Source organism: Prauserella cavernicola (assembly GCF_016595675.1).
Classification (GTDB): domain Bacteria; phylum Actinomycetota; class Actinomycetes; order Mycobacteriales; family Pseudonocardiaceae; genus Prauserella_A; species Prauserella_A cavernicola.
The window spans coordinates 391403-403800 of record NZ_JAENJH010000001.1; the positions used below are offsets into that span (position 1 = coordinate 391403).

Below are 12398 nucleotides of genomic sequence, written 5' to 3' on the forward strand. Positions count from 1 at the left end.
CGTTGACCAGCACGACCGACGGTCACCTCGCCGCCGACCTTGACGAGCGCAGGGCCGGGACCTCCACGCCCCGGTTCGTCGCGGGCAAGGTCGGCGGCGCGCTGGCCAGCCTGGTGCTCGTCGTGGTGCTCGGGTTCCTGCTGTTCCGCATGATCCCGGGCGACCCGGTGGCCACCATGACGCGCGACCGGCCGACCAGCCCCGAGCAGCTCGCGCTGCTGCGGGAACGGCTCGGCGTGGACAAGCCCATGTGGCAACAGTTCCTGGACTACTTCGGCGGGCTGTTCCAGGGCGACCTCGGTACGTCCTACATGTACAGCCGTCCGGTGGCCGACATGATCGGCGAGCGGCTGGGCCCGACGCTGCTGCTCGTCGGCACGGCGACCGTGCTCGCCGTCCTACTGGGCATGTGGCTCGGCATCCGCGCCGCGTGGAAGCGCGACAGCGCGTTCGACCGCGTGCAGACCGGCGTCGCGCTGACCCTCTGGTCGGTGCCGCAGTTCTGGCTCGGCCTGCTGCTGCTCATCGCCACACAGGGTCTGTTCCCGAGCCGGGGCATGCGCTCACCCGACGTCCCCGAGGGTTTCGTCGCGCAGAGCCTCGACGTCGCCTGGCACCTGACGCTGCCGTGCGTGACCCTGCTGGCGGTGATCTACGCGCAGTACATGCTCGTGATGCGTTCGTCGCTGCTGGAGGAGATGGGCTCGGAGTACCTCACCACCGCCAGGGCCAAGGGGCTGCGCGACGACCTGGTACGCCGCCGCCACGCTGTGCCCAACGCGCTGCTGCCGGCGGTGACGCTGGTGTTCCTGCAGTTCGGCATGGTCGTCTCCGGCACCATCACGGTCGAGGCCGTGTTCTCGTGGCCCGGCCTCGGCCTGCTCACCTACGAGGCGCTGCGGGGGCCCGATCTCCCGCTGCTGCAAGGAGTCTTCCTGGTGCTCGCGGGATCGGTGATCGTGATGAACCTGCTCGCCGAACTGCTGTACCGCGTGCTCGACCCCCGGGTGCGTGCCTCATGACCTCACCGGCGTGGCAGCGGCGGCGTACCGCCGCGGGACAACTGTGGCGGGAGTTCCGCACCAACCGGGGCGGATTGATCGGGCTCGGCGTGCTCGTGGCGATCGTGGTGCTGGCCGTGCTCGCTCCGCTGATCACCGACGAGGGCGGGCTCGACGTCATCACCGCCACCGGTTCACCGCTGGAACCACCCAGCGGCGAGTACTGGCTGGGCACTGACGTCGACGGGCGCTCGGTGCTGCTGCTGACGTTCTGGGGTGCCAGGGTCTCGCTGCTGGTCGGGTTCGCGGCCACGATCCTGTCGGTGTTCATCGGCACGCTCGTGGGTATCGTCGCCGCCCACTTCCGAGGCTGGCCCTCGGCCGTGCTGCTGCGGATCACCGACTTCTTCCTGGTGCTGCCGTCGCTGGTGCTCGCGATCGCGCTGTCCAGCGTGCTCACCAAGGGCATCTGGACGATCGTGCTCGCCGTGGGCGTCACGTCATGGCCCGCCACCGCGCGGCTGGTGCGCGCGCAGACACTGACGATCGAGAGCAGGCCCTACATCGAACGCGCCACCGCGCTCGGCGGCGGGCACGGCCACATCATCGGCAAACACGTCCTGCCCGCGGTGCTGCCACTGGTGCTGGCCAACACCACCCTCGTCGTCGGCAGCTCCATCATCGCCGAGTCCACGCTGTCTTTTCTCGGCCTCGGCGACCCCACCGTGGTGTCGTGGGGCTCGATGCTGCAGACGGCGCTGTCCTCCGGCTCGGTCACCGCCGGAGCCTGGTGGTACCTGCTGCCTCCCGGCCTCGCGATCGTCGTGATCGTGCTGTCGTTCACGCTCGTCGGGCGTGCACTGGAAACGGTGCTCAACCCGCGTCTGAAGGCGGGAAGATGAGTCCTCTGCTCGAGCTGCGCGACCTCGGCGTCACCTACGCGACCGGCGACGGGGAGGTCAGAGCCGTCCGCGACGTGAACCTGACCCTGGAACCCGGCGAGACACTCGGCATCGCGGGGGAGTCCGGTTCCGGCAAGTCCACCGTCGCGCTCAGTGTGCTCCGGCTGCTGCCCAGGACCGCACGCGTCAGCGGCGAGATCCTGCTCGACGGCGAGGACGTCACCGGCATGCGCTGGGGCAGGCTGCGCGCGGTGCGCTGGTCGTCGGCGTCGGTGGTCTTCCAGGGCGCGATGCACGCGCTCAACCCCGTCCGCAAGGTCGGCGAGCAGATCGCCGAGCCGATCCGGCTGCACACCTCGCTCGCCGAGCCCAAGGTCGCGGCGCGGGTGGCCGAACTGCTGGAGCAGGTGGATCTGCCGCCCGCCAAGGCACGGTCATACCCGCACGAGCTCTCCGGCGGGCAGAAGCAGCGCGTGATGATCGCGATGGCGCTCGCGTGCGAACCGGGCCTGATCCTGGCCGACGAACCGACCACCGCACTCGACGTCGTGGTGCAGGCACAGGTGCTGACTCTGCTGAGCGGCCTCGTCGCCGAACGCGGCATCGGGCTGGTGATGATCACCCACGACCTGTCCGTGCTCGCGGCGACGTGCGCCCGCATCGCCGTCATGTACCGCGGCGAGATCGTGGAACAGGGACCTGGTTCCGAGGTGATGGGCAGGCCGCGGCACGAGCACACGCGCGCGCTCGCGGCGGCGTTCCCGACCGTCGGCGATCCGGTCTCCCGCTTCGCGCCGGCCACCGCGAACCCGCTGCCTCCCGAACCCGCCAGGGAGGAGCCCGACGCCGACGCCCCCGGGCTGCTCGCCGCGCGCGACCTGCGGGTCACGTTCCGCGACCGCGACGGCAGGGCCGTGCCCGCGGTGGCCGGTGTGGACCTCGACGTCCGCCGCGACGAGATCGTGGCGCTGGTCGGGCAGTCCGGCTCCGGCAAGACCACGCTCGCGCGCACCCTGCTCGGCTTGCAACGCCCGACCGGCGGTTCAGTGCTCTACGACGGCAGTCTCGTGCCCACGTCGTCCGCGGGACTCAAGGAGTACCGGCGGCAGGTCCAGCTCGTGCTGCAGGACCCGGCGAGCGCGCTCAACCCCCGCCACACCGTGTACGAGGCGGTGGCCGAAGGGCCGCGCATCCACGGCCTTCCTGGCGACGAACGGGAGCTGGTGCTGGAGGCGCTGGAGTCCGCGGAGCTGCGCCCTGCCGAGACTTACCTCGCCCGGCTGCCGCACGAGCTCTCCGGCGGGCAACGCCAGCGCGTGGTGATCGCGGGTGCCCTCGCACTCCGGCCCAGCGTCCTGGTCGCCGACGAGCCAGTGGCGTCTCTCGATGCCTCGGTCCGCGGCGAGATTCTGGGGCTGCTGCTGCGATTGCGGCGTGAACTCGGCCTCGCGGCCCTCGTCATCACACACGATCTCGGGCTAGCGTGGAACATCGCCGACCGCGTCGCCGTGATGTACCGCGGACAGCTCGTCGAGGTCGGTTCCGTGGAACAGGTGTTGCTCGAGCCCCGGCACGAGTACACGAAGTCCTTGCTCGCCGCACTCCCGATGGGTACGGCGAGTGCTTTCGAACGCGGTGTGTAACCTCGAAGCCCGATATGGCGACCACCACCGACCCTGAACCCGACGCTGACCGGCCAGCCGCATTGTCGGCACTGGCCGATGTTCGTGAGCCCTCACGATTTCCGTTCCGGACCATCGCGATGGGCGTCGTCGGAAGCCTTTTGGTGCTCGTCGCGTCGTTCGGCGCCGCCGGTGTCCTGGTGCGCGATCCCTTCATCGGTACCGGTCCACTCTCGTGGATCCGGTACGGCCACGGCAGGGCGCTGTCGACGGCGTTGTTGTACGCGGGCTTCGGTCTGGTGGTCTGGGCGTGGGTCCGGCTCGGCCGGTACGCGATCGCAGGCCGCATCGGCACCAGGCCCGTGCTCGTGGCGGCGCTGTGCTGGATGGCGCCACTGCTCGTGGCGGCACCACTGTTCACCCGCGACGTGTTCTCCTACCTCGGCCAGGGCGCGCAGCTGCTGCACGGCCTGGACCCCTACGCCTACGGACCTGCCGCGCTCGACACGCTGCCCGACGTGGTGCAGAACGTGCACCCGCTGTGGCAGACCACCCCCGCGCCGTACGGGCCACTGTTCCTGCTCATCGCGCAGTGGATCGTGGGGATCACCGGCAACAACATGATCCTCGGCGTCATCCTCACCAGGGTCGTGCTGCTCGCGGGACTGGCCGGGATGCTGTGGGCGCTGCCGAGGCTGGTCAAGCACCTCGGCGGCAGGCTCCCGGTGACGATGTGGCTCGCGGTGGCCAGCCCGATGATGGTGATCCACCTGGTCGGCGGTCCGCACAACGACCTGCTGATGCTCGGGTTCCTCACCATCGGTGTGCTCGCAGCGCTGGAACGCAGACATCTGCTCGCGGTCGTGCTCGTGACGGTCGGGATGCTGATCAAACCGACCGCCGCCATCGCGTTGCCGTTCCTGGTGTGGGTGTGGGCCAACCACCTGCCCGACACCGAGAGCCTGTTCAAACGCTTCGTGCGCGCGGTGGTGCCTTCGGTCGCGGCCTTCGCCGCCGTGTTCGTGCTGGGCACCTGGGTGTCGCTCGGCTCGTTCAACCTCGGCTGGGTCACCGGGCTGCAGGCGCCGCAGATCATCGCCAACTGGCTCAACTTCCCGACCGGTGTCGGCGAGATCTTCTACGCGCTCGTGAACCTCGTCGTGGACGTGCAGGCGTCACCCTTCGTGACGGTGGCCAGGGCGATCGCCTGGGTCGGCCTGGCCGCGTTCCTCGTGCGGCAGTGGTGGCTCTCGCGGCACGGTGGCCGCGACGCGATCTTCCGGATGGCGCTGTCGCTGCTGGCCGTCGCGATCCTCGCACCGCCGACGCTGCCCTGGTACCTCACCTGGGGCTTCGTCATCCTCTCGGCGTTCCCGTGGCGCAAGCTGCACCTGGCCGCCATGGTGGGCGTCTCGATGGTGCTCGTGCTGGTGTACTACCCGACGGGCGAGCAGAGCCTCTACGACTGGTGGTTCATCGCGCTCGTCATCGCCGCCAGCCTCTACGGCGCCGCGTCGCTGCTCAAGCCCGACCCACTCGGCCTCATCGCGGCCTGGCGGCGCCAGCCCGACGAGCAGGTCGAGCCCGAGCCGGTCAGCGACGAGCGGACCACCCCCGCCAAGCACTGACCTCGGTCCGGACCAGCGGCCCCTCAGGGGGTGTGTCCACGTACTGCGGATACTTCTCGCGCAGCAGGTCGTACAGCCGGCCCTCGGCGGGCACGGTCGCGGCGGCGCCGTCGGCCCGCACCCACCAGAGCCGGGTCCAGTCGTCGTCGTAGTGATCGACCAGGAACGAGACGTTCGGGTTGGCGGCGATGTTGCGCAGCCGTCGCAGGTCGGTCGTCGACTTGGGCTTGGCGTCGATCACGAACGCCACCGTGCCTCCGGCCACCGCGAAGGTCACCGGCACCAGGTGCGGCGTCCCGTCGGCACCGACCGTCGCCAACCGTGCCACCCGCGCGCCGGCGAACCGGCGGCGCGCCTCCCGCTCGTCCAACCGCATCAGCCCAGGCTAGGCACGGACGACCAGTTCGGCCGCGTCGGCGTCGAGTTCGGCGGGCACACCCAGCGGCACCGTCAGCGCGCCGCGGTGATGGCCGAATCCCAGCTCCGCCACCATCGGCACGCCCAGCGGGCCCAGCCGTTCCCACACCAGTTCGAGCAGCCCGTCCTCGGGCGCGCAGCCCGCCCACGAACCCAGCGCGATCCCGCGCACCCCGGAGAACCAGCCCGCCCGCAGCAGCTGCGTGAGCATCCGGTCGAGCCGGTAGACCTCCTCGCCGACGTCCTCCAGCAACGCGATCGCGTCCCGCGCCGGGCGGTATTCGGGAGTCCCGATACTCGAGGCGAGCAGGCTGAGGTTGCCGCCGACGGTCGTGCCTCGCGCGCGCCCGCCGGCCAGCGTCGCCGCCGCGGGGCCGCGCAGCACCCGGACCGTCTCGGGCTCGAACAAGCTCGCCCGCAGGTGCTCGGCGCCGACGGGATCGAAATGGACCGTGGCCGGCATCGGGCTGAACAGCGTGGGCAGGCCGAGGTGCGTCGCGATCGCGTCGTGCAGCGCCGTCGTGTCGCTCGATCCCGCGAACACCGTCGGCTCCGCCTCGCGCAACGCCGGCCAGTCGAGCAGGTCGAGCATCCGCTGGCAGCCGTAGCCGCCGCGCGCGGCGATCACCGCGGCGACACCGGGATCCAGCCACGCCTCCTGGAAGTCGGCCGCGCGCCGGGCGTCGGGGCCCGCCAGATAGCCGAACTCCGGGTGCCGCTCCCGCACGACCGGCAGGCAGCGCACGTTCAGGCCCCAGGACTCGAGAACGGAGACTCCGGCGTCGAGCAGCTCCGCGGGCACCGGCCCGGCCGGCGCGACGAGCGCGACGGTGTCACCCGGCCGTAGCGCGGGCCTCACCGCAGCAGGTCCAGCGCCGCCACCCCGGGCGTGGTGAAGCCGAACACCTGGCCGTAGAACGCCAGCTCGGACTCCAGTGCCGTGACGATCGTGTCCGCCTTGCGGAAGCCGTGCTGCTCGCCCTCGAACGTCAGGTGCGCGTGCGGGATGCCGCTGCCACGCAGTGACGCGACGAAGCGGTCGGCCTGCTCGGGTGGGCAGATCTCGTCCTCGAGTCCCTGCAGCAACAGCACCGGGCCCGCGAGCGCGCCGATGTTGTTGATGGGGGAGCGGTCCAGGTAGCGCTGCGCGGTCTCGGGCAGCGGGCCGATGAGCCCATCGAGGTAGCGGGACTCGAAGTCGTGGGTCTCGCCGCCCTCTCCGGTCCACGGCTGCAGGTCCAGGATCGGGAACTTGACCGTCGCGGCGTGATAGGTGCGCACCGTCGTCATCGACGCCGCCGACGTGAACCCGCCCGCACTGCCTCCACGGATCGCGATCCGCTCGCCGTCGGCGGTGCCCTCGGCCACCAGCGCCTCGGCCACGGCGGCGCAGTCGCCGACGTCGACCAGGCCCCAGCTCTCCCGCAGCCGCTCCCGGAACCGCCTGCCGTAGCCGGTGGAGCCGCCGTAGTTCACGGCCACCACCCCGATGCCACGACTGGTGAAGAACGCGAAGTCCAGGGCGAGCACGGGGTAGTTGCGGCCGGTGGGCCCGCCGTGGGCGTGCACGACGTAGGGCGGGCGCTCGCCCTCAGGCCCTGCGAACTGCGGGTTCGCGGGCGGGTAGACGTAGGCGGGGATCGGCTCCCCGTCGGCTGTGTGGAAGGTGCGTTCCTCCGGAACCGGCAGATATCCGGCGGAGGGTAGCTCGGGTTGTGCGGTCAGCTCCGTGATCGCGCCCGAGCCGAGATCGACGTGGACGACGGCGAGATCGCGCCGGGGGCCCGCGGCGATGCCGACGACGCCGCCGTCGAGTGCGGCGGGCGAGGTGGCCCACTCGGTGAGCTCGGGCGCCACCGGGGTCAGCGTGGCACTCTGCTCGTCGAGCACCGCGAGCCTGCCCGAGTCGAGCACGGCGTGCCTGCCCTCGCCCAGCGGGATCGTCCAGCGGGCGCCGAGCTTCCACAACGCGCCGCCCAGCTCCGCCTCGGCGGGAGCGAGGTTGGTGAGCGAACCGTCGAGAGTGACGCGGTGGAGGTTCCACCAGCCGTCGGGGTCGAGCAGCGCCAGCAGCGTGCCGGCGTCCTCCCAGTCCAGCTGGCACACCGATGTCTTCGGCCCGCCCGCGAGCACGCGGTGGGCGCCGAACGTGCCGTCCTCGGCCAGCTCGGCCACGCACAGTTCGGTGCCGTCCCACGGCATCGCCGGGTGTTCCCAGCCGAGCCACGCGGCGTGCCGCCCGTCGGGGGAGAGCTGCGGCGCGGTCAGGAAGTGGTGGGTCGCCGCCAGCGTGCGCGGCTCGCCGCCGGCGAGGGAGATGGCCACGAGATCGCGGGCGACGTCGGTGCGCCGCGCGCCGGTCACGGCCTCGCGCACGGCCCACACCTCGCCGTCGCGACCGGGCCGGAGATCGCCGTAGCGGACGCCGTGGTGTTCGCGCGGCGCCGTAGTGAGGGGTCTCACCTCACCCGAGTCGAGGTCGCGGGCGTAGACGCGCTGGTCGTCCCAGTGCGTGAACACGAGCGCGGTGCCCACCACCAACCACGGCCTGCCGCCGTACTCGTGCACCCGGTTGCGGGCGTTCCACGGCGCGGGCAGGACCTCCTCGACGGTGTCGCCGACCCGTCTGACCAGCGCGACCCGGCCACCCTCCGCGGGGCGCGCCTCGGCCCACCACACCGCGCCGTCGACGACGTCGAGCCACTGCGGGACGACGCCGGCGCGGGCGACGTCGCGGGCCTGGATGGGCGAGGACCACGTACCGAACGGCGCTGTGTGCGGCATGAGGCCACCCTAGGTGACAAGTGCTCGCCCCGGACGAGCCTGATCTTGGAAGTTGGCTTAGGGTCGTAAGTGCCATGGCTCGCGTCATACACGTCTTCCGTCAACCCGACCGCTTCGTCGCGGGAACCGTCGGGGAACCCGGCGACCGCACGTTCTTCCTGCAGGCGTCGGAAACCACCCGCACGATCAGCGTGACCATCGAGAAACAACAGGTGGCCGTGCTCGCCGAGCGACTCGGCTCCCTGCTCGAGGAGATCGCCAGCCGCTTCGGCGCCGACGTGCCCGAGGAGGTGCCGGACGACCTGCTCGACACCGAACCGCTCGACGTTCCCGTCGAGGAGGAGTTCCGGGTCGGCACGATGGGTCTCGGCTGGGACGCCGAGAGCAAGGCCGTCGTCATCGAACTGCTCGCCATCACCGAGGGCGAGGTCGACGAGACGGTGGTGCTCGACGACACCGAGGAGGGACCCGACGCGGTGCGGGTGTTCCTCAGCCCCGCCGCTGCCCGCGCGTTCGCCTCGCGCGCGGACCGGGTCGTCAACGCGGGCCGCAAGCCGTGCCCGTTGTGTGGCGAACCCCTCGACCCCGCGGGACACATCTGTCCCCGGCAGAACGGCTATCGTCGGGATTCGGAACTCACCGACGACGAAAGCTGACACCGAGTTGGCAGCGGCAGAACACGTGGACCCGGCCGATCCCGCGGCCAGGGAACTGATCGCCCACGGCACGCTCGAGGTCGAGGGCAGGCTCGTCGACGCCTCCAACGTCACCTTGTACTGCACCATCGAGCTCGACGGAGTCAGCGGCAACGCGGTGTACAAGCCGGTGTCCGGGGAGCGGCCGCTCTGGGACTTCCCCGACGGCACGCTCGCGGGCCGCGAGGTCGCGACGTACCTGGTCGCCGACGCCGCGGGCCTGGCGTCCGTACCGCCCACGGTGCTGCGTGACGGCCCCTTCGGCCAGGGCATGGTCCAGCTGTGGATCGAGACCACCGAGGACGAGCTCGTCGACGTCTGCGCGCCCGAGGACCTGCCCGACGGGTGGCTGGTGGTGCTGCACGCGCACGACCGGCTGGGTGAGCCCGCCGTGCTCGCGCACGCCGACCATCCCGGCATCCGGGATCTGGCGCTGCTCGACATCGTCGTGAACAACACCGACCGCAAGGGCGGGCACGTCCTGCCCGGCGCGGGCGACCGGGTCTACGGCGTCGACCACGGCATCTGCCTGCACACCGACCCGAAGCTGCGCACCGTGTTGTGGGGCTGGGTGGGCGAGCCGCTGCCGGCGGCCTCGGTGGACCGGCTGCACAAGCTGCGCTGGGCACTGGACCACGACCTGGGACAGACCCTGGGGGAACACCTCACCCGCGCCGAGATCGCCGCGGTCGCCCGGCGCACGGACACGCTCCTGGAGGAGGCGGTGTTCCCCGCGCCGGGCGACGACTGGCGGGCCATTCCCTGGCCGCTGTTCTGAGCTCCCGTCGTCAGCGGAACAGGTCGGCGTTGCGCCGGGCCCACTCCGCGTAGGTGATCGGCGGCCGTCCGGTGGCGCGCTCGAAGTCGTGCTCGACCGGCACCCGCAGGTCCGGGCCTCCGGCCAGCAACCACTCGGCGGTCTCGTCGTCGACGCCGCCGCCGAGGAACTCCTGTTTGGCCTCGTCCTTGGTCTGCTCGACGTAGCGGAGGTCGCGTCCGAGCGCCTCGGCGAGCGCGCGCACCTGGCCGGGGATCGTGGTCTGCTCGGGGCCGCTGAGCTTGTAGATCTGGTTCTCGTGGCCCGCTTCGCTGAGGGCCACGGCCGCCAGGGCGGCGATGTCGGACATGGCGGTGGCCGTGTCGGAGGACTGGGGGAACGGCGCCCGCACCATGCTCTCGGTCCGGACACTCTCGACCCAGTTCGTGGTGTTCTCCATGAACGCGCCAGGGCGCAGGAAGGTCCAGTCCAGGCCCGAGTCGCGCAGGGCTCGTTCGATGGCGACGAACGACAGCGAGTACTCGTCGTCGTTGCCGTCGGCCGCGAGGATCGAGGTCAGCGCGACGACGTGGCGCACACCGGCTTTCTTGGCCATGTCGGCGATGGTGTCGACGGTGTCGATGGGCGGCAGGTAGAGCTTCTCGACTCCCTCCAGCGCGGCGGTCATCGTCTCCGGCTTGCCGACGTAGCCGCGGAACACTTCGACGTCGTCGGGCAGCGCGGCCTTGGCGGGGTTGGTGGTGAGCGCACGGACCTTGAGCCCGCGGCCGGACAGCTCGTCGACCACCATGCGGCCGATGTTCCCGGTCGCTCCGGTCACCAGGATCGTCATCTGGGCAGGCTCCTAACTCAGTACGGCGTACGGGATTGAGGAGCCCAGCCTACTCTGTCGACTCCGTACAGCGCACGTAGTTCTAGGATGGTCGCGATGACGCAGGACAACGAGGGGCCGCGCGACCTCACCCGGACCATGCGGCTGCTGTGGCGCACAGACGGCGCCGCCACGCGGGGACCGAAGCCGGCGCTCGACGTCGACCGCATCGTGACGGCGGCCATCGAGATCGCCGACGCCGACGGGCTTGCCGGGCTCTCGATGCGCAAGGTCGCCGACCGGCTCGGTGTCGGCACGATGTCGCTCTACACCTACGTGCCGGCCAAGGCCGAACTGGTGAGCCTCATGCTCGACACCGTTGACGGCGAGGGCGTGCTGCCCCACACGGTGGCGGGGTCGTGGCGGGCCAAGACCGAGTCGTGGGCTCGCGAGGACTGGTCCTTCTACCACCGGCACGAGTGGATGCTGCACGCCTCCGGCCGCCATCCGCTCGGACCGAACACGATGCGCCGCTTCGACTCGGCGCTGCGCTCGCTCGCCGACACCGGTCTGCCCGAGGACGAGATCGTGGCCAACGCCGACGTGATCGACACCTACATCCGCGGCATGGCCCGCCGCTCCGTCGATTTCCGTCAGCGGGAGGCGAGCACAGGCGTCAGCGAGGACCAGTGGTGGGCCGAGCACGGCCCGATGCTCGAAACGCACCTGACCGGCGACCGGTTTCCCGCGGTGCGGCGGGTGCACGACGCGGGCGCGTTCACGAGCGACATCGACAGCTTCGAGTACGGGCTGCAGCGGATCCTCGACGGTATTGAGGGCCGCATCCGGACGCTGGGCTGACGGCGTGGCGGGGCGCGGCCCGGCCCCGCCTGCCGCTAGGTTCTGCCCCGTGCGCTCCCATTCTTACGACGACATCCTGAGCGGGCCGCGCAAGCGGAAGGTCCCCGAGGTTCCCGCCGATCCCGGACTCGTGCTCGAGGACCCGGTGAGCGGCTTCTGCGGGGCGCTGGTGAAGCTCGAGTACGGCAACGCGGTGCTCGAGGACCGTCATGGCAACCACCGGGTCTTCCCGCTCGGTCCCGCGGCGTTCCTGCTCGAGGGCAAGCCGGTGACGCTCGTGCCCGCGCGCCCGGCCGCCGCTCCCGCCCGCACCGCGTCCGCGTCCGGCTCCGTGCGCGTCGAGGGACTCAAGGCGAGGGTGGCGCGCGACTCGCGGATCTGGGTGGAGGGAAAGCACGACGCCGAGCTCGTCGAACGCGTGTGGGGTCACGACCTGCGCGTGGAAGGCGTCGTCGTGGAGCCGCTGGACGGCGTGGACGTCCTCGCCGAGCGGGTCGCCGAGTTCGGCACCGGCCCCGGGCGCAGGCTCGGCGTGCTCGTGGACCACCTCGTGCCGGGCAGCAAGGAGTCACGCCTGGTCTCGGCGATCGAGGACGAGAACGTGCTGATCACCGGTCATCCCTACGTCGATGTGTGGGAGGCGGTGAAGCCCGCGTCCGTCGGCATCCGCGCGTGGCCGTCGGTGCCGAAGGGCGTGGAGTGGAAGGTTGGCGTCTGCTCGGCACTGGGCTGGGGTGAGCCCTACGAGGGCTGGCAGCGGGTACTGGCGGGAGTGCGCAGTTTCCGCGACCTCGAGACGCCGCTGATCGGCGCGGTCGAACGCTTGATCGACTTCGTGACCGACCCGGGCGAGTAAGCATTCTACGCCAAGGTCACGCGTAGATCACTTCCCGTGATCT

Annotated in this window: 12 protein-coding genes; 8 read left to right on the forward strand and 4 right to left on the reverse strand. The window is 71.1% G+C overall.

Annotated elements, in window-relative coordinates; translation table 11 throughout:
* Nucleotides 1-2: 2 nt before the first annotated feature.
* From JHE00_RS01865 to mptB, 4 genes are read left to right on the forward strand one after another with little or no spacing between them, the layout of a single operon-like run.
* A complete protein-coding gene (locus JHE00_RS01865; protein WP_200314078.1) occupies nt 3-1022 on the forward strand; it encodes an ABC transporter permease in 1020 nt (339 codons plus the stop codon).
* Nucleotides 1019-1903, forward strand: a complete 885-nt coding sequence (locus JHE00_RS01870) for an ABC transporter permease (RefSeq protein WP_200314080.1) — start codon at nt 1019-1021, stop codon at nt 1901-1903. The genes JHE00_RS01865 and JHE00_RS01870 overlap by 4 nt, the downstream gene beginning before the upstream one ends.
* On the forward strand, nt 1900-3546 hold the full coding sequence (locus JHE00_RS01875) for a dipeptide ABC transporter ATP-binding protein (protein ID WP_200314082.1): 1647 nt from the start codon (nt 1900-1902) through the stop codon (nt 3544-3546). The genes JHE00_RS01870 and JHE00_RS01875 overlap by 4 nt, the downstream gene beginning before the upstream one ends.
* Nucleotides 3547-3560: 14 nt before the next feature.
* Entirely contained in the window at nt 3561-5153 is a 1593-nt protein-coding gene (mptB, locus tag JHE00_RS01880; protein ID WP_200314084.1) for a polyprenol phosphomannose-dependent alpha 1,6 mannosyltransferase MptB, read from the forward strand.
* On the opposite strand, the gene JHE00_RS01885 is transcribed toward mptB, so the two are convergent.
* The 3 genes from JHE00_RS01885 to JHE00_RS01895 are packed head-to-tail and all read right to left on the reverse strand — an operon-like array spanning nt 5119 to nt 8354.
* A complete protein-coding gene (locus tag JHE00_RS01885; protein ID WP_200314086.1) occupies nt 5119-5529 on the reverse strand; it encodes a TIGR03668 family PPOX class F420-dependent oxidoreductase in 411 nt (136 codons plus the stop codon). The genes mptB and JHE00_RS01885 overlap by 35 nt on opposite strands.
* Nucleotides 5530-5538: 9 nt before the next feature.
* Nucleotides 5539-6429: a S66 peptidase family protein gene (locus JHE00_RS01890; RefSeq protein ID WP_200314089.1), complete on the reverse strand. Its 891-nt coding sequence runs from the start codon at nt 6427-6429 to the stop codon at nt 5539-5541.
* Entirely contained in the window at nt 6426-8354 is a 1929-nt protein-coding gene (locus JHE00_RS01895; protein WP_200314091.1) for a S9 family peptidase, read from the reverse strand. The genes JHE00_RS01890 and JHE00_RS01895 overlap by 4 nt, the downstream gene beginning before the upstream one ends.
* A gap of 74 nt (nt 8355-8428) precedes the next feature.
* On the opposite strand from JHE00_RS01895, the gene JHE00_RS01900 reads away from it, so the two are divergent.
* Together JHE00_RS01900 and JHE00_RS01905 are read left to right on the forward strand one after the other, a co-directional pair.
* Nucleotides 8429-9010, forward strand: a complete 582-nt coding sequence (locus tag JHE00_RS01900; RefSeq protein ID WP_200314093.1) for a DUF3090 domain-containing protein — start codon at nt 8429-8431, stop codon at nt 9008-9010.
* Between the two features lie 7 nt (nt 9011-9017).
* A complete protein-coding gene (locus JHE00_RS01905) occupies nt 9018-9827 on the forward strand; it encodes an SCO1664 family protein (RefSeq protein ID WP_230422778.1) in 810 nt (269 codons plus the stop codon).
* A gap of 10 nt (nt 9828-9837) precedes the next feature.
* Here JHE00_RS01905 and JHE00_RS01910 read toward each other — a convergent pair whose 3' ends face one another.
* Nucleotides 9838-10659, reverse strand: a complete 822-nt coding sequence (locus JHE00_RS01910; protein ID WP_200314095.1) for an NAD(P)H-binding protein — start codon at nt 10657-10659, stop codon at nt 9838-9840.
* 96 nt (nt 10660-10755) lie between these two features.
* Here JHE00_RS01910 and JHE00_RS01915 point away from each other — a divergent pair, with 96 nt between their 5' ends.
* Together JHE00_RS01915 and JHE00_RS01920 are read left to right on the forward strand one after the other, a co-directional pair.
* Nucleotides 10756-11499 (forward strand): TetR/AcrR family transcriptional regulator, encoded by a 744-nt coding sequence (locus JHE00_RS01915; protein WP_200314097.1) that lies wholly within the window; start codon nt 10756-10758, stop codon nt 11497-11499.
* A gap of 49 nt (nt 11500-11548) precedes the next feature.
* The gene (locus JHE00_RS01920) at nt 11549-12355 is read left to right on the forward strand and encodes a DUF3097 domain-containing protein (protein ID WP_200314099.1); all 807 of its coding nucleotides are present in this window, start codon (nt 11549-11551) and stop codon (nt 12353-12355) included.
* Nucleotides 12356-12398 lie beyond the last annotated feature (43 nt).